Annotated in this window: 25 protein-coding genes; 10 read left to right on the forward strand and 15 right to left on the reverse strand. The window is 73.7% G+C overall.

From position 1 onward, the window contains the following. The coding region (locus CG719_RS36755) for a cbb3-type cytochrome c oxidase subunit I (RefSeq protein WP_234375790.1) at nucleotides 1-252 on the reverse strand (252 nt) is incomplete at its 3' end. A gap of 107 nt (nucleotides 253-359) precedes the next feature. On the opposite strand from CG719_RS36755, the gene CG719_RS27575 reads away from it, so the two are divergent. After that, nucleotides 360-728: a DUF6479 family protein gene (locus tag CG719_RS27575; protein WP_100571400.1), complete on the forward strand. Its 369-nt coding sequence runs from the start codon at nucleotides 360-362 to the stop codon at nucleotides 726-728. Between the two features lie 60 nt (nucleotides 729-788). Continuing rightward, nucleotides 789-968: a hypothetical protein gene (locus CG719_RS27580; RefSeq protein ID WP_100571401.1), complete on the forward strand. Its 180-nt coding sequence runs from the start codon at nucleotides 789-791 to the stop codon at nucleotides 966-968. A gap of 132 nt (nucleotides 969-1100) precedes the next feature. Here CG719_RS27580 and CG719_RS27585 read toward each other — a convergent pair whose 3' ends face one another. Then, nucleotides 1101-1688, reverse strand: coding sequence for a hydrolase (locus CG719_RS27585; RefSeq protein ID WP_100571402.1), 588 nt, complete (start codon nucleotides 1686-1688; stop codon nucleotides 1101-1103). Nucleotides 1689-1742: 54 nt separating this feature from the next. Beyond that, on the reverse strand, nucleotides 1743-2204 hold the full coding sequence (locus tag CG719_RS27590; protein WP_100571403.1) for a MarR family winged helix-turn-helix transcriptional regulator: 462 nt from the start codon (nucleotides 2202-2204) through the stop codon (nucleotides 1743-1745). Nucleotides 2205-2313: 109 nt separating this feature from the next. On the opposite strand from CG719_RS27590, the gene CG719_RS27595 reads away from it, so the two are divergent. Continuing rightward, nucleotides 2314-2820, forward strand: a complete 507-nt coding sequence (locus tag CG719_RS27595; protein ID WP_100571404.1) for a metallophosphoesterase family protein — start codon at nucleotides 2314-2316, stop codon at nucleotides 2818-2820. 395 nt (nucleotides 2821-3215) lie between these two features. On the opposite strand, the gene CG719_RS27600 is transcribed toward CG719_RS27595, so the two are convergent. From CG719_RS27600 to CG719_RS27645, 9 genes are all read right to left on the reverse strand, one after another. Continuing rightward, the gene (locus CG719_RS27600; RefSeq protein WP_100571405.1) at nucleotides 3216-3866 is read right to left on the reverse strand and encodes an SRPBCC family protein; all 651 of its coding nucleotides are present in this window, start codon (nucleotides 3864-3866) and stop codon (nucleotides 3216-3218) included. Nucleotides 3867-3881: 15 nt separating this feature from the next. Then, nucleotides 3882-4988 carry an XdhC family protein gene (locus CG719_RS27605; protein ID WP_100571406.1) on the reverse strand — a complete coding sequence of 369 codons (1107 nt, stop codon included), beginning with the start codon at nucleotides 4986-4988 and terminating at the stop codon, nucleotides 3882-3884. A gap of 2 nt (nucleotides 4989-4990) precedes the next feature. Continuing rightward, complete coding sequence (locus tag CG719_RS27610) at nucleotides 4991-6211, reverse strand: vWA domain-containing protein (protein ID WP_100571472.1); 1221 nt, start codon at nucleotides 6209-6211, stop codon at nucleotides 4991-4993. A gap of 455 nt (nucleotides 6212-6666) precedes the next feature. Then, nucleotides 6667-7542, reverse strand: coding sequence for an AAA family ATPase (locus tag CG719_RS27615; RefSeq protein WP_100571407.1), 876 nt, complete (start codon nucleotides 7540-7542; stop codon nucleotides 6667-6669). Nucleotides 7543-7557: 15 nt separating this feature from the next. Further along, complete coding sequence (locus CG719_RS27620) at nucleotides 7558-8412, reverse strand: FAD binding domain-containing protein (protein ID WP_100571408.1); 855 nt, start codon at nucleotides 8410-8412, stop codon at nucleotides 7558-7560. Next, nucleotides 8409-10799, reverse strand: a complete 2391-nt coding sequence (locus CG719_RS27625; RefSeq protein WP_100571409.1) for a xanthine dehydrogenase family protein molybdopterin-binding subunit — start codon at nucleotides 10797-10799, stop codon at nucleotides 8409-8411. Before CG719_RS27625 ends, CG719_RS27620 begins: the two co-directional genes overlap by 4 nt. Next, nucleotides 10796-11302, reverse strand: coding sequence for a (2Fe-2S)-binding protein (locus CG719_RS27630; RefSeq protein ID WP_100571410.1), 507 nt, complete (start codon nucleotides 11300-11302; stop codon nucleotides 10796-10798). The genes CG719_RS27625 and CG719_RS27630 overlap by 4 nt, the downstream gene beginning before the upstream one ends. Before the next feature lie 166 nt (nucleotides 11303-11468). After that, complete coding sequence (locus CG719_RS27635; protein WP_100571411.1) at nucleotides 11469-12698, reverse strand: glycosyltransferase; 1230 nt, start codon at nucleotides 12696-12698, stop codon at nucleotides 11469-11471. Nucleotides 12699-13322: 624 nt separating this feature from the next. Further along, nucleotides 13323-13688, reverse strand: coding sequence for a nuclear transport factor 2 family protein (locus tag CG719_RS27645; RefSeq protein ID WP_100571412.1), 366 nt, complete (start codon nucleotides 13686-13688; stop codon nucleotides 13323-13325). A 365-nt stretch (nucleotides 13689-14053) separates the two neighbouring features. Here CG719_RS27645 and CG719_RS27650 point away from each other — a divergent pair, with 365 nt between their 5' ends. The 6 genes from CG719_RS27650 to CG719_RS27675 all read left to right on the forward strand — a co-directional run bounded on the left by CG719_RS27650 (nucleotide 14054) and on the right by CG719_RS27675 (nucleotide 18869). Next, complete coding sequence (locus CG719_RS27650) at nucleotides 14054-15139, forward strand: S-(hydroxymethyl)mycothiol dehydrogenase (RefSeq protein ID WP_100571413.1); 1086 nt, start codon at nucleotides 14054-14056, stop codon at nucleotides 15137-15139. Then, nucleotides 15139-15768 (forward strand): MBL fold metallo-hydrolase, encoded by a 630-nt coding sequence (locus tag CG719_RS27655; protein WP_100571414.1) that lies wholly within the window; start codon nucleotides 15139-15141, stop codon nucleotides 15766-15768. Before CG719_RS27650 ends, CG719_RS27655 begins: the two co-directional genes overlap by 1 nt. A gap of 198 nt (nucleotides 15769-15966) precedes the next feature. Beyond that, a complete protein-coding gene (locus CG719_RS27660; RefSeq protein ID WP_100571473.1) occupies nucleotides 15967-16881 on the forward strand; it encodes an SDR family oxidoreductase in 915 nt (304 codons plus the stop codon). 78 nt (nucleotides 16882-16959) lie between these two features. After that, nucleotides 16960-17766 (forward strand): SDR family NAD(P)-dependent oxidoreductase, encoded by an 807-nt coding sequence (locus CG719_RS27665; RefSeq protein ID WP_100571415.1) that lies wholly within the window; start codon nucleotides 16960-16962, stop codon nucleotides 17764-17766. A 135-nt stretch (nucleotides 17767-17901) separates the two neighbouring features. Then, the gene (locus CG719_RS27670; protein WP_100571416.1) at nucleotides 17902-18597 is read left to right on the forward strand and encodes a L,D-transpeptidase family protein; all 696 of its coding nucleotides are present in this window, start codon (nucleotides 17902-17904) and stop codon (nucleotides 18595-18597) included. A gap of 86 nt (nucleotides 18598-18683) precedes the next feature. Continuing rightward, complete coding sequence (locus tag CG719_RS27675; RefSeq protein ID WP_100571417.1) at nucleotides 18684-18869, forward strand: hypothetical protein; 186 nt, start codon at nucleotides 18684-18686, stop codon at nucleotides 18867-18869. 65 nt (nucleotides 18870-18934) lie between these two features. On the opposite strand, the gene CG719_RS27680 is transcribed toward CG719_RS27675, so the two are convergent. Then, entirely contained in the window at nucleotides 18935-20326 is a 1392-nt protein-coding gene (locus tag CG719_RS27680) for a S1 family peptidase (RefSeq protein ID WP_100571418.1), read from the reverse strand. Between the two features lie 130 nt (nucleotides 20327-20456). Continuing rightward, on the reverse strand, nucleotides 20457-21476 hold the full coding sequence (locus tag CG719_RS27685) for a DUF3800 domain-containing protein (RefSeq protein WP_100571474.1): 1020 nt from the start codon (nucleotides 21474-21476) through the stop codon (nucleotides 20457-20459). A gap of 360 nt (nucleotides 21477-21836) precedes the next feature. Between CG719_RS27685 and CG719_RS27690 the strand changes: the two genes are divergently transcribed. Next, a complete protein-coding gene (locus CG719_RS27690) occupies nucleotides 21837-23018 on the forward strand; it encodes a glycosyltransferase 87 family protein (RefSeq protein ID WP_234375788.1) in 1182 nt (393 codons plus the stop codon). 67 nt (nucleotides 23019-23085) lie between these two features. Here CG719_RS27690 and CG719_RS27695 read toward each other — a convergent pair whose 3' ends face one another. Then, the gene (locus CG719_RS27695; RefSeq protein WP_100571420.1) at nucleotides 23086-23499 is read right to left on the reverse strand and encodes a Zn-ribbon domain-containing OB-fold protein; all 414 of its coding nucleotides are present in this window, start codon (nucleotides 23497-23499) and stop codon (nucleotides 23086-23088) included. Nucleotides 23500-23550 lie beyond the last annotated feature (51 nt).

The raw sequence follows: 23550 nt of genomic DNA on the forward strand, positions 1-23550 counted from the left end.
GATCGTGCCGTGGATCGTGAAGAGCTCGTTGTAGGTCTGCTGGTTCATGAACTGCAGGCCCGGCTGAGCGAGTTCGGCGCGCATCGCCATCGCCAGCAGACCGCCCAGCAGGAAGAAGCCGAACGCCGTGACCATGTAGAGCCTGCCGATCACCTTGTGATCGGTCGTCGAGGCCCACTCCAGCAGCTTCCGGCCGAGCGGGCGGGAGGGGGCGGCGGGCCGCTCGGCGATGGACGTGGATGTTTCGGACATGTCGGTCATCGGCGGCGAGGCTACCGCCCTGCCCCGCGACCGGGCCCGCGCCACGCCCTCGCCGGCCCGGCAGGCATCGGCCGGGCGGGGCCGGGTACCCGGCGACCATGGACACCACCTGGTACGAAGCAGCCGGTGCCGGCTCCATCGCCGGCATCGCCGTCATCGTCGTCGGCGGTCTGGCCATCGCGGCCGTCCTGGTGTGGGCCGTCCGGCTCGGCATCAGGGTCAAGCAGGCCGAGCCGAGGACGCCCCGGGGCGGCGAGCACCCGACACTGCCGGACTCCGGGCCGGTCCACGAGGAACGCCATCGGCGCGAGCCGGTCGAGGTGCCCCGGGCGGAGGAGACCGGCCGGCGCCTGACCCCGCACGAACTCGGTTCCCTGGGCAGCAGGCGCAGCGAGGACCAGAGCCGCCCGCGCTGGGAGGAGGGCTCCAGCGGCTCGTTCGGCAGCGGGGGCTCCGGTGGCAGGTGACCGGGGCGTTCCGGAGGAAGCCGCTCCACAGCATGTGACGCAGAAGGAAGATGAGGCGTCGTGATCGCGCACACCAGTGAGAAACACCCCGTACGGCCCCCCGAGACGGGCTGGGCGCAGGCTCGCCGCCGGCAGGAGGAGGGCGTGCGCACCTGCCTCCCCGCGCTTGAGGACCGCCGCGGCGGCCCTCAGCAGGACCGCACGGGCAACGAGTCGAACATCGTGCGGGGCGAGGACTGAACCGCTGGTCCGGGCAGGCGGCGGCCCGGCCGCGGGGCGCGGGGAGGCAGGCGGCCGGACCGGCGGCGGGGCGGATGCCGGGCTGTGGGGGCGGGGGGAGGCAGGCGTGCGGCGCGCGGCGCGCCCGCCGGGTCAGGCGTGCGTCTTGGCCAGCATTTCGAGGATCTCGGCGGTGGTGCCGGTCTCGCCCAGGCGCGGGAAGATCCGCTCCACACTGCCCCGGTGGGCCTCGGCGTCCATGTCGCTCATGGCGTCGGTGGCCAGGGTGACGTGGTAGCCGTGTTCGTGGGCGGCGCGGGCGGTGGACTCCACGCCGATGCTGGTGGCGATGCCGGTCAGCACGATCTGCGTCACCCCGCGGCGGCGCAGCTGCACATCGAGGTCGGTGCCGTGGAAGGCACCCCAGTTGTGCTTGGTGACGGTGATGTCGCCGGCGTGCCCCGCCAGCTCGGGAACGATCACGTCCCAGCCCTCGGGGCGGGCGCCGCCGCCGGAACGCGTCGCCTCGGTGCGGCCGGGCGGCACGTCGGCGAAGTCGGGGGCGAAGGAGACCCGGACCAGGACGATGGGCAGGTTCCTGGCGCGGAACGCGTCGGCCAGTTCGGCCGAACGGGAGACCACCTCGGGGCCGGAGTACGGCTGGGTGGGAGCGGCGGCGATGCCGGCCTGCAGGTCGATCACGACGAGTGCGGTGCGCGGGTCGAGCGCGGTGAGTGCCATGGTGGGGTCAGGCCTTTCGCATGAGCTTCGACTGGTGTTGATGGGTGCTGCTTGTCAGGACTGGGTGAGCCGTTCCAGCAGGGCGAACGCCTCGAGGAGCGTTTCCCGCTCGGCCTCGGTGTAGCGGTCCTGCAGGGCCCGGGTCAGCCACTCCCCGCGGCTCTGCCGGTCGCCCGCGATGCGCTCGCGGCCGGCCTCGGTCAGGGTGACGAGCTGACGCCGCCCGTCCTCGGGATCGGGGCTGCGCCGGATGAGCCCGTGCCGCTCCAGGGCGGCGAGCGTGGCGGCCATGGACTGCGGCCGGACCCCCTCGGTGGCGGCCAGGGCACTGGCCGTGGCGGCGCCGTGCTTGCCGACCAGGGTGAGGGCCGACACCTGGGGCGGGGTCAGGTCCTCGTCCCGCGCGACCTCACGGATCCGGCGCCGCAGCCGGCTGAACACCACCCGCAGGTCGCGGGCGGCTTGCGCGGAGGAGGCGGAGGTGCCCGGAGGTACCTCGCCGGCCTTGTGATCCATGACAGCACCGTAGATCCGTCCGGGCGGAACTGTCCAGTCTGAACTGAACAGTCTCAACTGAAGAACTTGCGCGCGGTCGCCGTCGCGGCCCCCGCAGTACGCTGCTCTCGTGCGTCTGCTGCTGATGTCCGACACCCATCTGCCCAAGCGCGCCAAGGAACTGCCCCCGCGGTTGCTCGCCGAACTCCCGAACGCCGACATCGTCGTCCACGCCGGGGACTGGGTGGACGCCGCGACGCTCGACCTGCTGGGGAGCCGCAGCCGCCGCCTGATCGGCGTCTTCGGCAACAACGACGGCCCCGAACTGTGCGCCCGCCTGCCCGAGGTGGCCCGCGCCGACCTGGGCGGGCTGTGCCTCGGCGTCGTCCACGAGACCGGACCGGCCCAGGGCCGTGAGGGCCGCTGCGCCGGCCGCTTCCCCGACCTCGACGTCCTGGTCTTCGGGCACAGTCACATCCCCTGGGACACCACGGCGCCCTCCGGTCTGCGCCTGCTCAACCCGGGCTCGCCGACCGACCGCCGCCGCCAGCCCCACTGCACCTACATGACCGCGACCGTGACACGTGGCCGTCTGACCGACGTGGAACTGCACCGGCTGCCGCGCCGCACCCCGTGACGCACCCGGCTGCCGGGTGGTGTCGCGCGAGGACGTGACCACACAGCAGGGCAGCCCCTGAGTCAGGGGCTGCCCCGGGGTCACTCTTCCCTTTCTCGTATCCGACTTCTCGGCGAGATCCGGGCCGCTCGATGCGTGGCGGCGGCCCGGTCGCTGCGAGTGTGCGCTTTCACGGACCTCCTTCCCACTGGGATGTCTGCGGCACATGTGCTGCGGAGGCCATGCATGCCTCATCCGTTGAAGGCGCACGTACCCCTCCCGCAGAGCCTCACACCATCGAATCCGCAAAACCCGGATGAAAGCCGGAAACAGCAGGTCACACGGGCAACGAGCGACTGATCGAGTCTCATGGGCACCCTTCGCACCACGGACGGGTCGCGAGCGGCCGTGGCCGGTCAGGGGCGCCGGAGCCGGCGTACGGCGACGATCAGCAGCGCCACCGCCAGGGCCGCGCCGGCCGCCGCGGCGGCGCGCTTGGCGACCGGCACACCGGCGGTGCGCAGCAGATCGAGGGGCTCGGTCTCCGGCTCCGCGGGCTCTCCACGTACCTTCGCCGTGCCCCCGGCGGCGCCCTCGGCCGTCGCGGGCGGCGTCTCGGACGGCGTCTCGGCGAGGCGCCGCGAAAGACAGTCGGCGAACTGGCCCACCAGCCGGTCGCCCACCTCCGCCAGCACCCCGCGCCCGAACTGCGCCGGGCGGCCGGTCACCGTCAGATCGGTCCGCACCGACACCGCCGTGCCGCCGTCACGCTCATGAAGCGTGCCCGTGACGGTGGCCCGCGCCGTGCCCTGCCCGCGCGTCTCCCGGCCACTGGCGGCCAGGACCATGCGGTGCGCCGCCTCGTCCTGCTCCTCGAAGACCGCCGTCCCCTTGTAGTCGACCGTGATCGGCCCCAGCTTGACCTTGACCGAACCGGTCACGGTCGTGCCGTCGTACTCCTGCACGGTGGCCCCCGGCAGGCACGGTGCCACGCGCTCGATGTCCAGGAGCGCCCGCCAGGCGTCGTCGACCGGCACGGGCACGGTGAACTCGTGGTGCAGTTCCATGACTTCTCCTCGCAGTCAGGCGGAGCCGGTCGCGTGGATGGCTCCGGCGGTCACGGCCAGGGGAGCGCCGGTGCCGCCCCAGCGCAGCGCGACGATCTCGGCCGCGACGGACACGGCCACCTCCTCCGGGGTACGGGCGCCGAGGTCGAGTCCCACGGGGGAGCGCAGCCGGGCGAGCTCGTCCTCCGTCAGACCAGCCTCGACCAGCCGCTCCAACCGGTCGTGGTGGGTACGGCGGCTGCCCATCGCGCCGATATACGCGGCGGGCCGGCGCAGCGCCTCCTCCAGCAGCGGTACGTCGAACTTCGGGTCGTGCGTCAGGACGCAGATCACCGTGCGCTCGTCCGTCTCCGTACCGTGCAGATAGCGGTGCGGCCAGTCCACGACCACCTCCACGCCCGCCGGGAAGCGTTTCGGTGTGGCGAACACCGGACGGGCGTCGCACACCGTGACGCGGTAGCCGAGGAAGGCGCCGATACGGGCCACCGCGGCCGCGTAGTCGATCGCGCCGAACACCAGCATCCGCGGCGGCGGCGCGAAGGAGTGCAGGAACACCGTGACGGCGTCCTCGCGGCGCTCGCCCCGTGCCCCGTAGTGCCTCAGCCCGGTGGCGCCCTGGGCGAGTTCGCCGCGGGCGTCGGCGGTCACCGCCACGTCCAGGCCGGGCGTGCCCAGCGTGCCCGCCACGGTGCCGGGCCACACCGCGAGCGTCGCCCCGCGCGGGGCCGGCCCGTCGACCACGGTCGCCACGGTCACGGGATCGCCCGCGGCGACGGACGCGGCGACCGCGCCGAAGGCCGGGTCCGACTCGTGGGTCACCGGCCTGACCAGCACCGAGATCTCACCACCGCAGGTGAGTCCCACCGCGAAGGCGTCCTCGTCGCTGTAGCCGAACGTCTCCAGCCGTGCCTGGCCGTCGGCAGCGACCTCCTGGGCCAGCTCGAACACCGCCCCCTCCACGCACCCGCCGGACACGCTCCCCACCACCTCGTCGTCCGGACCCACGGCCATCGACGCGCCCGGTTCGCGCGGCGCGCTGCGACTGACCGTGACGACGGTGGCGAGGCCGAACGGCACCCGCGCCGCATACCACCGCTCCAGTACCGGAAGAATCTCCCGCACGTTCAGCTCCTCTCCGACAACCCCGGCAGCTCGCCGGCCGCGTCCGTGCCGGCGCCCTGCACCACCGCCGCCAGACGCTCCAGCGCGGCCAGGCTGTGCCCCTCGACGAAGTCGTCCACGCTGGGCAGCGCCGCGGCCATGCCGGCGGCCAGCGGCGCGTAACCGGGGCGCGCCTTGCGGGGATTGGACCAGACCACCCGGTGCGCGAGCCGGTGCAGGCGGCGCATCTGGGCGGCGAGCAGGTGCGGGTCGCCGCGCTCCCATCCGTCGGACAGCAGCACCACGACGGCACCGCGCGCCATGCCCCGCTGGCCCCAGCGGTCCAGGAACTCCCGCAGCAGCTCACCCAGGCGGGTGCCCCCGCGCCAGTCGGGTACGGCCTCGGCGACCGCGGCCATGGCCAGATCCGGGTCGCGGTGGGACAGCTCCCGGGTGACCCGGGTCAGCCGGGTGCCGATGGTGAACACCTCCGTACGGCGGCCCCGGGCGGCGGCGTGCGCGAAGCGCAGCAGGGCGTCGGCGTAGGGCCCCATGGATCCGCTGACGTCGACCAGCAGCACCACCCGCCGCGGCCGCTCCGCCCGCGCGTGCCGCCGCAGCAGTGCGGGCTCGCCGCCCAGCCGGAGCAGCTCCCGCACGGTGCGGTGCGGGTCGACGGACCCGCGCCGGGCCGGCCGGCGTCGCGCGGTGCGCCGCGGCTGCCCGCGCAGCGCGAACGCGGCGAGCAGCCGGCGCACCTGCGCGCGTTCGGCGGGGTCGAGCTCGGCCACGTCGCGGTGGCGCAGCACCTCGGCGGAGCTGGCGATCGAGGCGGTGGGCGGGCCCTGCGGCTCCTCTCCGGGCGGCCCGGCACGCGACCCCGCGGGCGCCTCACGCAGGACCAGCCGCGGCCGGGGCGGGGGAACGGCCCGGGCCGGCCGGGCCGGCGTCCTGTCGGTGCCGAAGTACGCGGCGAACACCCGCTCGTAGCGCTCCAGATCGTCCCGGTCCCCGCACAGCGTCACCCGGCCCGCCCAGTACACGTCCGCCCGCAAACCGGGGCGCAGGGCGTCCACCGCGCGCAGGAAGGCGTGCACCCGCTCGGCGCTCGCCGCGACCCCGGCAGCCCGCAGCGCCCGAGCGAAACCCAGCAGCGCGGCATCGCCACCGGGCCCACCGGCCCCACGGCCTTCACCGCGCCCGCCGTGCCCTGCGCTGCCGCTCTGTGCGGTGGGAACGTCCATGCCGGCGGCGCTGTCGGGCGGCTGCTCCGGCGGGCCGGGCGCGTTGCTGCGCTCGTCGGACCCAGCCGGACCGCGGCCTTCATCGCGACCGCTCGTCGCGATGTGGGCACCGTGCCCTGCGCTCCCGCTCTGGGCGGCGGGGACCCCCAAGGCGGCGGCGCTGCCGGGCGGCCGCTCCGGCGGGCCGGGCGCGTTGCTGCGCTCGTCGGACCCAGCCGGACCGCGGCCTTCATCGCGACCGCTCGTCGCGATGTGGGCACCGTGCCGTGCGCTCCCGCTCTGGGCGGCGGGGATCCCCAAGGCGGCGGCGCTGCCGGGCGGCCGCTCCGGCGGGCCGGGCGCGTTGCTGCGCTCGTCGGACCCAGCCGGACCGCGGCCTTCGCCGCGACCGCTCGCGACGGCGTCCGCGCCGTGCCGGGCGTCCGTCGTGGAGGGGTGTTCCCCGGTCATGGTGATCACGTCCCCCGGCCCGCGAGGACCGTCGCGAAGTCCAGGCCGCGGGCGCGGTCCGTGTCCTCGCGGTACTTCAGGACCGAGCCCAGGGTGGACACCGCCAGTTCCGCGTCGACCTCGTTCGCGCCGAGGGCGTCCAGGGCGCGGGCCCAGTCCAGGGTCTCGGCCACGCCGGGCGGCTTGAGCAGGTCCTCGGCGCGCAGGGCCTGCACCAGCGCGGTCACCTGTTCCGCGAGCCGCGCCGACACCTGCGGCAACCTGCGCCGGACGATGGCGAGTTCGCGGCCGAAACCGGGATGGTCGAACCAGTGGTACAGACACCTCCGCTTGAGCGCGTCGTGCACCTCGCGGGTGCGGTTGGAGGTCAGCACGACCACCGGCGGAACCTCCGCCCGCAACGTGCCGAGCTCCGGAATCGTCACCTGGAACTCCGACAGCACCTCCAGCAGGAACGCCTCGAACTCGTCGTCGGCCCGGTCGATCTCGTCGACCAGCAGCACCGACGGCTGCGTCTGCAGTGCCCGCAGCAGCGGCCGGGCGACCAGGAACCGCCGGTCGTACAGCTCGCGCTCCAGCCGCTCCGCGTCCCTGACTCCGGCGGCCTCGGCGGCCCGCAGATGCAGCAGCTGGCGCGGGAAGTCCCAGTCGTACAGCGCCTGGGAGGCGTCGATGCCCTCATGGCACTGGAGCCGGATCAGCGGCGCGCCGAGCACCTCGGCGAGGGCGGAGGCGAGCGCCGTCTTGCCGACGCCCGCGTCGCCCTCGCAGAAGACCGGCCGGTGCAGCCGCAGCGCCAGGAAGCAGGCGACGGCGAGCCCGTCGTCGACGAGGTAACCGGTCCGCTCCAGACAGGAACGCACCTGCTCGGGGCTGTCCATGGAAGTGATCGGCGCTCACCCCATCCCGGCGGCGGCCAGAACCGCCCGCTTGGTCAGCACCCGGGCGAGGTGCGCCCGGTACTCGGGCGAGGCCGACGCGTCCCGCGAGGGACGGGTGCCCTCCGCCGCCGACCGGGCCGCCCGCGCCACCGCGTCGGCGTCCCCGGCACCGGTCAGCGCCTCCTCCGCCGCCGCGGCGCGCAGCGGGGTCGCGCCCATGTTGGTCAGGCCGATCCGCGTCTCCGCGATGCGGCCGTCGTCGCGCCGCACCAGCGCGGCGACGCCGACCATGGCCCAGGACTGCGCCACCCGGTGGAACTTCTCGTACCGGTAGCCCCAGCCCTCCCGCTTGGGCACCCGCACCTCCACCAGCAGCTCGTCGGGGGCCAGCGCGGTCTGCAGATAGTCGGCGAAGAACTCGCGCGCCGGGATCGTACGCCGCCCGCCGGGCCCCTCGGCGACCAGTTCGGCGTCCAGCGCCAGCGCCACCGCGGGCAGGTCCCCGGCCGGGTCGGCGTGCGCGAGCGAACCGCCGAGGGTGCCCCGGTGCCGTACGGCGGGATCGGCGACCGTCTCGGTGGCCTGGGCCAGCAGGCCCGCGTGCCGCCGCACCAGCGGGTCGTGGACGACGTCGTGGTGGGTGGTCAGCGCGCCGATGGCGAGCGTGCCGCCGTCCTCGCGGACTCCGCGCAGCTCGGGGATCCGCCCGATGTCGACGACGAGTTCGGGGAAGGCCAGCCGCAGCCTCAGCAGGGGCAGCAGGCTCTGCCCGCCGGCCAGCACCTTCGCCTCCTCGCCCGCGTCGGCGAGCGTGCGCACGGCCTCGCCGAGACTGGTCGGGCGGGCGTAGTCGAATGCGGGGGGAATCATGCCGAGGCCTCCTTCGGTGCCGGCTGCCCCTGCGCGGACCGCACGGCCTCCCACACCCGCTCGGGGGTGCACGGCATCTGCACGTCGTGCACGCCCAGCGGGCGCAGCGCGTCGACGATCGCGTTGACGACGGCGGGCGTCGAGGCGATGGTGCCCGCCTCGCCGACGCCCTTGGCGCCGAGCGGATTGGAGACCGCGGGCGTCTCCGTCCGGTCGGTCACGAAGTCGGGCAGGTCCGCCGCCGACGGCACCAGGTAGTCGGCCATCGTGCCGGAGACGAGGTTGCCCTCCGCGTCGTAGACGGCCTCCTCGTACAGTGCCTGCGCGATGCCCTGGGCCAGTCCGCCGTGCACCTGCCCCTCGACGATCACCGGGTTGATCACCCGGCCCACGTCGTCCACGCAGACGTAGGAGCGGATACGGGTCTGCCCGGTCTCGGTGTCGACCTCGACCGCGCACAGGTGGGTGCCGTGCGGGTAGGAGAAGTTCTCCGGGTCGAGCAGGTACTCGGAGTTGAGGGTGGGTTCCATGCCGTCGGGCACGTCGTGCGAGGTGAACGTCTCGAAGGCGACCTCCTGGATGGTCCTGCGCGCCTCCGGCGAGCCCTTCACCGAGAACACGCCGCCCTTGAACTCCAGGTCGTCCTCGCTGGCCTCCAGCAGGTGCGCGGCGACCCTCCGCGCCTTGTCCACCACCTTCTCCGCGGCCCGGTGCACCGCCGACCCGCCCACGACCAGCGAGCGCGAGCCGTAGGTGTCCATGCCCTGCGGGGCCGCCAGGGTGTCGCCGTGCAGCACCTCGACGTCCTCGAACGGCACGCCCAGCACGTCCGCGGCGATCTGGCTCCAGCAGGTCACGTGCCCCTGCCCGTGCGGGCTGGTGCCGGTGACCACCTCGACCTTGCCGGTGGGCAGCATGCGGATGCTCGCCGCCTCCCAGCCGCCGGCCGAGTACCTGAGATCCCTCAGCACCCGGCTGGGCGCCAGCCCGCACATCTCCGTGTACGTCGACACGCCGATGCCCAGGCGTACGGCGTCCCCGCGCTCGTTGCGCTTCTGCTGCTCGGCGCGCAGGCCGTCGTACCCGAACAGGGCGAGCGCCTTCTCGGTCGCCGCCTCGTAGTTCCCGCTGTCGTAGGTCAGCCCCGCGATCGAGGTGTACGGGAACTCCTCGTGCCGGATCCAGTTCCGCCGCCGCACCTCCACCGGGTCGAGACCGACCTCGGCGGCGAGTTCGTCCATGGCCCGTTCGATGGCGTACGTGGCCTCCGGGCGCCCGGCGCCGCGGTAGGCGTCGGTCGGGGTGCGGGTGGTGAACACGCCGGTGCAGTTGAACTCGTAGGCGTCCATCTTGTAGATCGCCGGGTACATGAAGGCGCCCAGGATCGGGATGCCGGGGGTGACCAGCATCAGGTAGGCGCCCATGTCGGCGAGCAGGTCGACCTTGAGCCCGAGCAGCCGGCCCTCGCGGGTCGCGGCGATCTCGATGTCCTGGATCATGCCGCGGCCGTGGTGGGTGGCCAGATAGCCCTCGGAGCGGGACTCGGTCCACTTCACCGGCCGTCCCAGCCGGCGCGCGACCTCGACCGCGATGGCCTCCTCGCCGTACACCTGGAGCTTGGAGCCGAAGCCGCCGCCGACGTCGGGCGCGACCACCCGCAGCTTGTGCTCAGGCACTCCGGTGACCACGGAGAGCATGATCCGCAGGATGTGCGGGATCTGCGTCGCCGAGTACACCGTGAACTCCCCGGAGGCGGCGAGCGGGGTGACGACGACCGCGCGCGGCTCCATGGCGTTGGGGATGAGGCGCTGCTGCCGGTAGCGGCGCTTGAGCACGACGTCGGCGCGCTGCCTGAGGGCCTCGAAGTCCTCGCCGGTCCTGAACGGCCACACGTAGGCGCGGTTGGTGCCCTTGTCGGCGTGGACCAGCGGGGCGTCCTCGGCGAGCGCCTCCTCCAGGTCCAGGACCGGCGGCAGGGGCTCGTAGTCGACCTCGATCGCCTCCAGCGCGTCGGCCGCCGCGTACCGGTCGCGGGCCACCACGACCGCGACCGGGTCGCCGGCGTGGCGCACCTCGTCGACCGCGACCGGCGGGTGGTCGGGCAGCACCATGTCCTCGGTGACCGGCCAGGCGCAGGGCAGCGAACCCAGTCCCCCGGCAAGCTCGCGGCCGCTGAACGCGGCGACGACGCCGGGCCGTTCCAGGGCGGGGGAGACGTCGATCCGTTCGATGCGGGCGTGCGCCATGGGGCTGCGCAGGATGGCCAGGTGCAGCAGTCCGGTGACGGTGATGTTGTCGGTCCAGTTGGTCTGCCCGGTGATCAGCCGGGCGTCCTCCTTGCGGAGCCGGGCCCTGCCGACCTCGCGTTCGACGGCCTGCCCGGTCATGCCGTCACCTCCTGGGCGGAACCGGTCCGCTCGCCGGAGGCCGTCTCCCCCTCGGCGACGGCGAGCACCGCGCGGACGATGTTCTGATAGCCGGTGCACCGGCAGAGGTTGCCCTCCAGCGCCTTGCGCACCTCGTCGGAGTCCGGGTGGGGGTTCTCGCGCAGCAGATCGCGCGCGGCCATGATCATCCCGGGGGTGCAGTAGCCGCACTGCAGCGCGTGCCGCTCGTGGAACGCGCGCTGCAGCTCCGTCCACTCGCCGTCCCTGGCCAGTCCCTGGACCGTGGTCACCTCGCCGCCGTCCGCCTGGACGGCCAGCACCGTGCAGCTCTTGACGCTCGCGCCGTCCAGCTCGACCGTGCAGGTCCCGCAGTTCGAGGTGTCGCAGCCGATCGGGGTGCCGGTCAGCCCGAGACGCTCGCGCAGGTAGTGGACCAGCAGAAGGCGCGGCTCCACCTCGTCCTCGTAGACCGTGCCGTCCACCGTGACCGAGATATGGGTCATGTTCCCTCCAGTGACCGTGTGGGCGTGGGTGGGGGAAATGTGGTCAATCGTGTGGTGTACGTCACTCTATGTCCACGCCTGACCGGCGGCGAGTGCGGCGGCGGGCACGGCGGCGGGGCGCGACGCCAGAGGCGCGGTCTTCGCCGGGCCGCGTTGGCCGGCGGTCCTAACGGGACAGGCGTTCGACCGCTTCCAGTACGGGGGCCAGGCCGTTTTCCCCGCGGATTCGAGTGCCCAGGGATCGCGCCCGGTCCCGGTGGCCGTCGTCCCGGGTGGCGCGGACCAGCGCGGCGGCGAGGTTGTCCGTCGTGAGGGCGCGCAGCGGGACCGAGCAGGGGGCCACGCCGAGCCCGACGAGACGGTCCGCCCAGAAGCCTTCGTCGAACTGGACCGGCACCGGCACCGCGGGGACACCGGCCCGCAGTCCGGCCGCGGTCGTGCCCGCCCCGGCGTGGTGCACCACGCCCGCCAGCCGCGGGAACAGGGCCGAGTGCGGCACCTCGCCGATGGTCAGCATGTCCTCGCCCGACGCCTCCAGCCCCGCCCAGCCCCGCTGGACCACACCGCGCAGTCCGGCCCGGCGCAGCGCGCGCACGATGGTGTCGCTGAGCCGCCCCGGATCGGGCACGGTGGCGCTGCCCAGGCCCACGTAGACCGGCGGAGGGCCCGCGTCGAGGAAGTCCCACAGGCCGTCGGGGAGTTGGGTGTAGCGGTCGTACGGCCACCAGTACCCGCACACGTGCAGCGTGCTGCGCCAGTCGTGGGGCCTCGGCACCACGAGCGGGCTGAAGCCGTGGTAGACCGGCCGGCGCTGCCCCCGGCGGATGCGCCGCCCGGTGCCGGCGCGGGCGGGCGGCAGCCCCAGCCGGGCCCGTACGGCGGGGACGGCCGCCGAGAAGACCCGCTCCACGGCCAGGTTCACACCGTGCCCGGCGAGCCGGTTCGCAGCCGCGCCCCAGTGTCCGCCGCCCAGCAGCGGAGGGGCGAACTCCCTTGTGGGGGAGAGAGGTTGCAGATGGGCGCCCAGACTGGGCAGGCGCAGCGCTTCGGCGATGGCGTGCCCGACCGGCCCGAGCGAGCCGGCGAGCAGCAGGACGTCGCTCTTCTCGGCCGCCGCGATCAGGTCGTCCGTCATCTGGTCGATGGCCGTCCGTACCAGACTCACGGCCCGCAGCATCTTGCCCGTGCCGGTGGCGCTGCGGTGCAGGCCCCGGCCGCGTGAGGACTCCAACTCCGCCCGCGGGTCCACCGGCAGCGGGTGGAAGCCGAGGCCCGCGCCCTCGACCAGCGGTTCGAAGCATCCGTGCGTGACCAGGGTGACCTCATGGCCCGCGAGAGCCAGGCCGTGCCCCAGTCCGGTGAAGGGGGCGACGTCGCCCCGGGATCCCGCCGTCATGATCGCTACGCGCACGTCGGCCAGTATGGCCGCGCCCCCGCCCGCCGCCCGTGAACGACCCGAGGGGAGTCGATGCCTTCACCCCTGCTCCGGCCTCGCGCCCTGCTCCGGCCTCGCGCCCTGCTCCGGCCTCGCGCCCTGCTCCGGCCTCGCGCCCTGCTCCGGCCTCGCGCCCTGCTCCGGCCTCGCGCCCTGCTCCGGCCTCGCGCCCTGCTCCGGCCTCGCGCCCTGCTCCGGCCTCGTGCCCTGCTCCGGCCTCGTGCCCTGCTCCGGCCCCGTGCCGTGGCCGGCTCCTGTGCCGCGGCTTCACCCGCCGGCCGCCGCTGCGTCGGCCCCGGCGAGGCCCGGCGGCACGCGGAGAGGACCCGACGCTCCCCGGTGGTGCTCCACCTCAGCGCCAGTCACGGCCCCGACGCACCCTGACCGGTACGGCCCGCCGCCGTCGAAGACTGCGCGCCGCCACAGGGCTGCGGCCCGGACGAGGCCGTGCCGCCCGCAGCAGCGACCGGACCAGCGCGGCGGACGCCAGACGGGACCGGGCGGAGCGGGACCGGCCCACGCCGGCGCGGGCCGAGAAGGTCCAGGTCAGCCGCGAGCTGACCTGGAACCGCGCGGCCCTCCTGCCTATTCGTCCCATGCCTGGATCAGGATCTGTTCGACGATCCTGCCGTCGCGCAGCGACACCATCGACTCCGCGAGGACACGGACGCCGTCCGCGTACTGGCAGGACTCCACGTACGCGGCATGGTCGCCCTGCACGACGCACTGCTCCAGCCGGTGCGTCATGTCGCGGCCGTAGACGTTCTCGAGCATCGTGCCGATCTCGTCCCTGCCGTGCAGGACCTTGGGGCTGCTGGGCTGGGTGTTGTGGTCCACGATGCGGATCTCCGCGTCGTCCGTGTAGAGCGACAGCAGCGTGTCCGCGGTGTCTCCTTCGATGCCGCGCCGGAGCGTACCGGTGTCGAAGGCGGGGGTTGCCGAACTGGACATGATGACCTCCTACGAGGGCCCGCGGCCCAAGGGAGGAGCGGGCCGCGAAGGGCCTCACAGTTCGAGGCTCCTCCGCCCCGGCAGGCACGGCAAACGCGGTCCGGGCGCTGCGCCTGACGGGTGAGCGTGCCCGCGGTCCCGTGTCCGGCGGGCCCGGACGGCGTTCCTCCGGGCATGACGCGCACTCGACGCGTCGCCGCCGCCGTCGCGCTCGCCATCCAGCACTGATCCACCGCCCCGCGGGCCGGGCCTTCGCGCTTTGCTCACCAGTCCCCGCAGATCAGAGGCCCCCCTCGGTGCCCCTTACCGATCAGTCGGACGTAGGGTCGAGGGACGTACACCGCTCGACGGAAGGGACCACCACCATGGCGCAGGAAGTGCGCGGCGTGATCGCACCCGGCAAGAACGAACCGGTGCGGGTCGAGACGATCGTCGTGCCGGACCCGGGGCCGGGAGAGGCCGTCGTGCGGATCCAGGCCTGCGGCGTCTGCCACACCGACCTGCACTACAAGCAGGGCGGAATCAACGACGAGTTCCCGTTCCTGCTCGGCCACGAGGCCGCGGGTGTCGTGGAGTCGGTCGGCGACGACGTCACGGATGTCGCGCCCGGCGACTTCGTCATCCTCAACTGGCGGGCCGTCTGCGGCAAGTGCCGCGCCTGTCTGCGCGGACGGCCCTGGTACTGCTTCGACACCCACAACGCGCGCCAGCGCATGACCCTGACCGACGGCACCGAACTCTCCCCGGCGCTCGGGATCGGCGCGTTCGCCGAGAAGACCCTGGTGGCGGCCGGTCAGTGCACCAAGGTGGACCCGTCGGTCTCCCCGGCGGTGGCCGGACTGCTGGGCTGCGGCGTGATGGCCGGCATCGGCGCGGCGATCAACACCGGCGGCGTCGGCCGCGGCGACTCGGTCGCCGTCATCGGCTGCGGCGGCGTCGGCGACGCGGCGATCGCCGGTGCGTACCTGGCGGGCGCTGCGAAGGTCATCGCCGTCGACATCGACGACCGCAAGCTCGAGACCGCCCGCACCATGGGCGCCACGCACACGGTCAACTCCAAGGACAACGACCCGGTCGAGGCCATCCGCGAGCTGACCGGCGGCTTCGGCGCCGACGTCGTCATCGATGCGGTCGGCCGCCCCGAGACGTACCAGCAGGCGTTCTACGCCCGCGACCTGGCCGGCACGGTCGTCCTGGTCGGCGTGCCGACCCCGGAGATGAAGCTGGAACTGCCGCTGCTCGACGTCTTCGGACGCGGCGGCGCGCTGAAGTCGAGCTGGTACGGCGACTGCCTGCCCTCCCGGGACTTCCCCATGCTCATCGACCTGCACCTGCAAGGGCGCCTGCCGCTGGACAAGTTCGTCACCGAGACCATCCAACTGGACGAGGTGGAGAAGGCGTTCGAGCGGATGCACCAGGGCGACGTGCTGCGCTCGGTGGTGGTGCTCTGATGGCCACCCGTATCGAACGCCTCGTCACCTCCGGGCAGTTCACGCTCGACGGCGGAACCTGGGACGTCGACAACAACGTGTGGATCGTCGGCGACGACCATGAGGCCGTCGTCATCGACGCCGCCCACGACGCCGAGGCCATCGCCGCGGCGGTCGGCGACCGCCGGCTGACCGCCATCGTGTGCACCCACGCCCACAACGACCACGTCAACGTGGCCCCGGCGCTTGCCGACCTCACCGGCGCGACGATCTGGCTGCACGCCGACGACCTGCCGCTGTGGAAGATGACCCACCCGAACCGGGACCCCGACGAGCACCTCGTCGACGGCCAGGTCATCGAGGCGGCCGGCGCCGACCTGAAGGTCCTGCACACGCCCGGCCACGCACCGGGCGCGATCTGCCTGTACGACCCGGGACTCGGCGTGGTCTTCACCGGCGACACGCTCTTCCAGGGCGGTCCCGGCGCCACCGGGCGTTCCTACTCCCATTTCCCGACGATCATCGACTCGATCCGCGACCGCCTGCTGGCGCTGCCGCCCGAGACGAAGGTCCTCACCGGCCACGGCGACCCGACCACCATCGGCGCCGAGGCCCCGCACCTCCAGGAGTGGATCGCCCGCGGGCACTGACGGGGGCGGGACCGGACCGGGAGTCCCCGACCCCGGAGGACGGGCCGTACGAGACCGAGAGGCGCTCGTACGGCCCGTTCCGCGTCCCCGTGCCCGGACAGGCGCGCAGAACGCGCGCCCGAAAGGCGACAGAAGATGTCCGGTTTCCCCGGCACCCTCGACCACGGCATCGACGCGGAACACATCGGGAGGTCAAACATGCCGGGCCCACTGGAAGGCAAGGTCGCGCTGGTCGCGGGGGCGACGCGGGGAGCGGGCCGGGGAATCGCGGTCGAACTCGGCGCGGCCGGCGCCACCGTCTACGTCACCGGACGCACCACCCGCGCCCGCCGCTCGGAGTACGACCGCCCCGAGACCATCGAGGACACCGCCGGCCTGGTCACCAGGGCCGGCGGCCACGGCATCGCCGTACCGGCCGACCACCTGGAGCCCGACCAGGTCCGCGCCCTCGTGGACCGTATCGCTCGTGAGCAGGGCCGGCTCGACGTCCTCGTCAACGACATCTGGGGCGCGGAGCACCTCTTCGCCTGGGACACCCCGGTGTGGGAGCACGATCTCGACAAGGGACTGCGGCTGCTCCGGCTCGCGGTGGAGACGCACGCGATCACCAGCCACCACGCCCTGCCGCTGATGCTCCGTCACTCCGGCGGTCTGGTGGTGGAGATGACCGACGGCACGGCCGAGTACAACCGGGACACCTACCGCGTGAACTTCTTCTACGACCTCGCCAAGGCGTCCGTCCTGCGCATGGCCTTCGCGCTCGGCCACGAACTCGGCCCGCGCGGCGCCACCGCGGTGGCCCTCACCCCCGGCTGGCTGCGCTCGGAGCTGATGCTCGACCACTTCGGGGTCCGGGAGGGCAACTGGCGCGACGCCCTGGAGAACGTCCCGCACTTCGCCATCTCCGAGACCCCGCGCTTCGCGGGCCGCGCCGTGGCCGCCCTGGCCGCGGACCCGGAGGTGGCCCGCTGGAACGGCCGGTCCCTGTCCAGCGGCGGCCTCGCCCGGGTCTACGGCTTCACCGACCTCGACGGCAGCCGCCCCGACGCCTGGCGCTACCTCGTCGAGGTCCAGGACGCGGGCCGGCCGGCCGATCCGACCGGCTACCGCTGACCGGGTGCCGCCGAACGCGTCTCATCCGAGCGCGCCCTGACGGCCCGCAAGGCGGTCGAGGGGCAGTAGGTTCGGCGCATGACGGACAGCGGGCGATTCGACGGGTACGGGGTTCTCATCACCGGCGCGGGCCGGGGCATCGGCGCGGCCACCGCGCGCAGGCTGGCGGAGGAGGGGGCCGGGGTCCTGGTCACCGACGTGGACGGGGACGTGGCGGAGCGGACGGCGGCGGCGCTGCGCCAACGCGGACTCACCGCACGAGCACATGAGTTGGACGTCGCGGACCGGGAGGCCGTCCCGGCGGCGGTGGAACTGGCCGTCCGCACCTTCGGATCCCTCGACGTCCTGGTCAACTGCGCTGCGCACTGCACGCCCGACACCCCGCTGTTCGAGGACGACCCGGAAGCGGTGTGGGCCCGCGACCTCGACGTCACCCTGACCGGCGCCTACCGCTGCTGCCGGGCCGCCCTGCCCCACCTGGCGGCGGCCGGCAGGGGAGCGATCGTCAGCATCGGTTCGGTCAACGGCGTCCAGGACTTCGGCAACCACGGCTACAGCGCGGCCAAGGCGGGGCTGGCCTCGCTCACCCGCACCCTCGCCGGACACGCCGCCGCCCGCGGGGTCCGCGTCAACCTGGTGGTGCCGGGCACGGTCCGCACCTCGGCCTGGGAGGGACGGGAGGCCGAACTCGACCGGGTCCGCGACCTGTACCCGCTGGGCCGGGTCGGGGAACCGGAGGACATCGCCGCCGCGGTGGCCTTCCTCGCCTCCCGCGACGCGGCCTGGATCACCGGCACCACCCTGACCGTCGACGGCGGCCTCACCGCGGTCAACACCGCTTTCCGCGCTGCCGTTCAGGAGGAGCGGGAGGAGGCCGGCACCTGAACGCGCCCTGCCCCGGCCCGAACTGACGGCCAGTTGTCACCGTTTCGTCTCGGTGCGCGAAGCTCCGCAACCGATGTGCCCCGCCACGGGTCTAGGTGTCGGGAAGTGCCGGAACGCACGAGGGGCAGGGCCGTCATGAGGGACATCGGCAGGCGGGGAGCGGTCGTACTGGGCGTCACGGGACTGGTGGCGCCACTCACACTCGCGCTCGGTACCGTACCGGCGCAGGCGGCGAGTTGCACGACGCAGGCGGGGCCGTACCAGAAGAAGGTGGAGAAGTTCCTCGGGCGGCCGGTGGACGGACGGCAGTCGGCCGCCGACTGCAAGGCCATACAGGCCTTCCAGAACAAGCACGGCATCACGCCGAACATCGGCTACGCGGGTCCCGTCACCTGGGGCGTGATGGACCTCATGAACAAGCAGAAGGCCGTGGGCAAGAAGCCCAACAAGAGCGGCAAGTGCCCGGTCAACAAGGGCCGTATCGCCTGCGTCGACCTCACCCTCCAGCTCAGCTGGGTCCAGGACGGCAGCCGGCTCGTCTACGGGCCGGTCCCGGTGCGCACGGGACGCAAGGGGTACGCGACCCGCACCGGCCTGAAGAAGATCTACTGGCGGCACATCGACCACTACTCCACCCTCTACAACGTGCCGATGCCCTACAGCCAGTTCTTCGACGGCGGCCAGGCCTTCCACTCCGTCGGCCTGAGCGTGTGGAACCCGCCGGGCTCGCACGGCTGCGTGAACATGACGACGAAGGACGCCAAGAAGTACTGGTCGCTGCTGAAGAAGGGCAGCAACGTCTTCGTCTACGGCCGCAAGCCGGGTTCCTGACCTGCGGAATTGACGTGATGAGCAACACGGTCTGATATGTCCGTATCGCTCGTACTTATTCACAGCGCCTTCACGTCGGGCGGCATATGCTTCACGGCATGTCCACCAGTGTTGAACCCGTATCCGAGCGATCGGCCGCGGAGGTCAACGAGGAGATCCGGGCGCTGTGGCTCAGGTCGGGCGGGATACTGACCACCGAACAGCGCGAGGAGTACCAGCGCCTGGTGATGGAGTGGGCCGCGGCCGCCCCGCACTCCGCGAGGGCGGCCTGAGCCGGCCCCGACCTCCGTCCTCCGTCTTCGGTCCGGCCGCGGCCACCCGCCGTCCACGCCCTTCATCAGCTCCACGTCGCCGAGTAGTACCTCTGGTAGGCCTTCCGGTCCCGTTCCGCACGGATCCAGCGGGTGGCCACCAGGGCGATCAGACTGCCGCCCATGACCAGAAGGCCGGGCCCGACGTTCTGCGGGTCCGACAACCGGGAGAGCAGTGCGGTCCCGTCCGGGATGCCGGTCACCGGTGCCGAGGAGCCGGGGGAGGCCGCGCCCGGCGCGATGGCGCTGTGGGTCGCCGCGGCGGACGGCTGCGCGCTCGGCCCGGTGCCCAGCCGCGCCTTGGACACGATCAGCCGCACATCGAGGGCGGAGAGCGCCTTGGTGACCGGCTGGAAGAACGTCGTGCCGCCCGTCGTGCAGTCGCCGCTGCCGCCCGAGGTCACCCCCAGGGCGATGCCCTCGGAGAACAGCGGACCGCCGCTGTCGCCCGGCTCCGCGCACACCGAGGTCCGGATGAGGCCGGTGACGGTGCCCTCCGGGTAGTTCACGGTCGCGCCCAGGCCGGTCACCTCGCCGTCGCGCAGCCCGCTCGTGCTGCCGCTGCGGAACACCCGCTGACCCACGGCCGGATCGCCCGCTCCCGTGATCCGTACGCCGTTGCCGCCGCCGATCGCCACCACGTCGGCGCCCGGGCCCGCACTGCCGGAGTCGTACCGCACCAGCGAGAAGTCGCCGCCGGGGAAGGAACCGGCGACCGTCCTGCCGAGCTGCTGATCGCCCTGGCCGTCGGCGAACCAGATGGAACCGTTGGGCCCGCAGTGGCCCGCGGTGAGGATGTAGTCGCTCCGCCCGTCGGTCACGTTGAAACCCGCCGAGCAGCGTCCGCCGGTCGACAGGATGGGCTGCGCCCCGTTGAGACGGGTGGTGAAGGTGCCCTTGGTGCGCTCCATGCGCACAAAGCCGCCGATCCTGCTCGTGACCTGGGTCATCCTGGCCCAGTCGGCGGCGGAGACCGTGCTGTCGCCCTCGACCGTCACCTGGTTGGAGCGGTAGTCCATCACCCAGGCCGTGCCGGTCACCCGGGGCGCCGCGCGCAGGGTCGCGGCGGCCGCCTTCAGCTCGTTCATGCTGTGCCGCACGATCTTCGCCTCGGCGCCCGCCCGCCGCACCTCCGCGGCCGCCCGCTCGTCGGTCACGGCGACCACCGGACGCCCGTCGGAGCCGATCCAGCTGCCCGCCGTGCGGGAGGCGCCCAGCCGGGCCACCAGGGCGGCGCCGGACGTGCCGGGCGTGTCGGGCGTGTCGGGCGTGTCGGCCGGCCCCGCGGTGCCGCGCGCCGCGGCGGGAGGCTCGCTCGCCATCGCCGCCTGTGCGACCATCGCTCCTCCCAGGAGGAGTCCCGCGACGGCCGTCAGCCGTGTCACCCGCCGGACGACCCGTCGTCGTGCGTGCCCCATGCATGGCTCCCGAACCCGAACGCGCGGCCTCAACGCCGCGGAGCGCTACGGTCGTTGAGCGCCCCTTCTCCATACGTGGCGCGGCGCGGCCGTGTTCAGCGCCCGGGTGATCTTCCTCGGGCGGGCCCGCTCAACAGGGCAGCCGCGCCCCCGAGCCGGCCCGCGGCTCGGGGCCGGGGCCGTCCGGGAGCGGATGGACGCGGGCCCAGCTCGGGGCGTCCCCCCAGACGGAGGCCGCACCGACGTAGGGGCGCAGCAGCGCGGTGAGCACCGGGTCGCCGTACCCGTTCAGCTCGTCGGAGGCGAGCTTGCGGGCGACGCCGGCGAGGAAGTCGGCGAGCTGCACCCGAGGGTCGCTCCGTGAGTGGACGAGTTCCACGCCGTCCAGGGCCACCCCCTGCTGCCGGGCCGTCCGCAGGAGCCAGTCGACACGGTCGGGGGTGAGCATGTTCTGCCGGTCGTGCACGAGCCGCACGGCGATGCCCGACGCGCTCCACAGCGCGGCCGTCCGCACGATCGCGGGCAGCAGCGGGTTGAGCACGGGGATCAGGGGCGGGCCCGCGGCGACCCGGGCCCGGTAGGCCTCGGCGCGCTCACGGCTGCCCGCCAGCCGTTCCAGGACCGCCGCGGCCGGTTCGGAAGCCTCCCACGCCGCCGCCCGCCGCAGCTCCTGGACGTCGGTGAAGAAGGCGTCCACCGGGTCCGCGGGATCCGCGTCGCTCCTGGCCCGCAGCAGCCGGTTGGCCGCCCGCAGGAACCGCCGCCAGCCGTCCGCGCCGAGGGCCTCGCGCCCCGCCCTGTACAGGGCGTCCGCCCCGGCCGCGTCCCCGAGCAGCACGTCAAGGGCCCGGTCCACCACGAAGAACGCCTTCTCGGTGAGGTCGACGCGGGCGTGCCCGTACATCGGTCCGGCGGGGGAGAGCACCCACTCCAGCACCGCCCGGTGCTTCTCCCGCAGCAGGTGGTTGGCCTTGTACTCCTCCGCGGGCGAGCGGATCCGGTGCCGTATCTCCTGCACGCACCCGGCGGCGGACTCCACCGGGAGCAGCACACTGGCGTGCGCGAAGACGTCGGTGTTGCCGTCGATGAGGTTCTCGCCGTCCGACCCCGACTCGTCACAGGCGACCTCCAGTACCCCGTCCCGCGCCATCCGCCCGCCCCCGTCCTCGTCGTCCCGGAACACAGCCCGAGTCTCCCACCCTCACCCCCGTCCCAGGGGCTGCCGGCCACGCGAGGGGTCAACGGATCCGCAACCGGGGGGAACCGCCGGAATCCGCGTCGCCCTCCGGCCGCGTGGCAGCCGCCGTTCGCGGTACCCACTGCACTAACGTCTGCCGTTCGGGTCATGCCGGGTCGAACCGGACGAATGGCTCAGGTGTGCGAGGCGCTGCGAGACGACGGGGCTGGTGCGGTGAAGGGGATCTGGGCCAGGAGCCAGGGGGGCCGGGTCAGGTGCCCGGGGATCGGACGGTGGCTCACCGGCCATGCCGGCTGGTGTCTGGCCGCCTCCGTGGCGGTGCACGTCGTCGCCGTCGTCACCCACCCGACGCATCCGCTGGACCTGCGCGTCTACCGCGAGGCCGCGCCGCACGTGCTCTCCGGCGGTCTGTACGACTACGCGCTGCTCACCACCCCGCCCATCCCGCGGTTGCCGTTCACCTACCCGCCCTTCGCCGCGCTGGTGTTCCTGCCGTTGTCGCGGCTTCCGTGGGCGGCACTGGTCGCGCTCTGGCAGACGCTGTCCGTGGCGGCCCTGGTCGTCGTCGCCGTGTGCGCGGTGCGGCTGCTGGGCCCGCGCCCGGGCGTCCGGGGCCGGCGGCAGGCGCTGCTCTGGGCCGCCGCCGGGCTGTGGCTGGAACCCGTGCGCCACACCCTCGACCAGGGCCAGGTCAACCTGCTGCTGGGTGCCGTGGTCCTGTGGGGCCTTGCCGTGCCGCGCGCCGCGCCGGGCAGGGGAGCGGGGGTGGGCCTGGCGGCGGCGGTGAAGCTGACCCCGGCCGTCGGCGGTCTGTACCTGCTGGCGACCCGGCAGTGGCGGGCCGCCGCGTGGGCGGTCGCGACCGCGGCCCTGGCGACCGCGCTCGCCTGGGGCATCGCCCCGCGCGAGTCCGCACGCTACTGGTCCACGCTCGTCACGGACACCGGCAGGGTCGGCCCCGTCTGGTCGGTGCGCAACCAGTCACTGCGCGGGGCCGTCGCCCGACTGCTCGGTCAGGACGCCACCGCCACCATGGTCCTCTGGGCCGTGCTCGCCCTGGTGACCGTGGCGCTGGTCCGGTCCCTGCGCGCGGGCCTGCGGCGGCACGACCTGCTCGGCGTGCTGGTCGCCGTGGAGCTGTACGGGCTGCTGGTGAGCCCCGTCTCGTGGAGCCACCACTGGATCTGGTGCCTGCCGGCCATGATCTGGCTGGCCCACGGCCCCCTCAGCGGCCGCCCGCTCAGCCGGGTCACGCTCGGGTTGTGGGCCGTGGTCACCGTCGCCCGCGTGGTGCCCGCCCTGATCGGCGCCGAGGACCACGAGGTCCACCCCGGCGCCTATCCGGCGCTTCTCGCCTGGCCCGGCTGCGTCTACGCCGGATGCGCCGTGCTGACGCTCGCCGCCGTCGCGCTCAAAGCCGGGGAACACGACCGGCCGGTCCTCGCCGCCGACGGTGCGCGGGAGCGGGATCGCTCGGAGGTCGCGGGCGGCTGACCGCCGGCCGCCTCCAGGTACCTTCCATCAGCGCCGGACGCCGTCGGTCACTTCCAGGTGCCGTCCGTCAGTTCCAGGCGCCGTAGGGCTCGTCGACCAGCTGGAACACCGGCTCGCCGCGTACCGGGTCCTTCGCCATGGACAGCCGTACGCGATCCCCGCCGTGGATGCCGATGGGCGGCCCCATGACCCGGCCCCGTACGACGAAGCCCTCGCTCATCTCGACCAGCGAAACATTGCGCGCGGCGGGGGAGTTGCGGTTCACCACCGTGGAGTGGCGGACCGTGCCCGTCCCCGCGCTGCGCTCGGTGCGCAGGTCGCTGCCCCGGCAGACGGGGCACAGCAGCCGGTGGTACACGGCCGTGCCGCACCACGTGCAGCGCTGGAAGTACAGGGCCTGCGTGTCGCGGGCCGTGGGCGCGAGAAGGCCGGTCGTGGTGCCGGCCGCCCGGGGAACGGTGTTTCCTGAGAGGTAGTACACGCTGGTCAACTCCCTGCGCTGGGCCGGAATCCCGCGTGCGCGGCGTACCCG

Origin of the sequence: Streptomyces sp. CB01373 (assembly GCF_002803075.1) — a bacterium.
Taxonomy (GTDB): domain Bacteria; phylum Actinomycetota; class Actinomycetes; order Streptomycetales; family Streptomycetaceae; genus Streptomyces.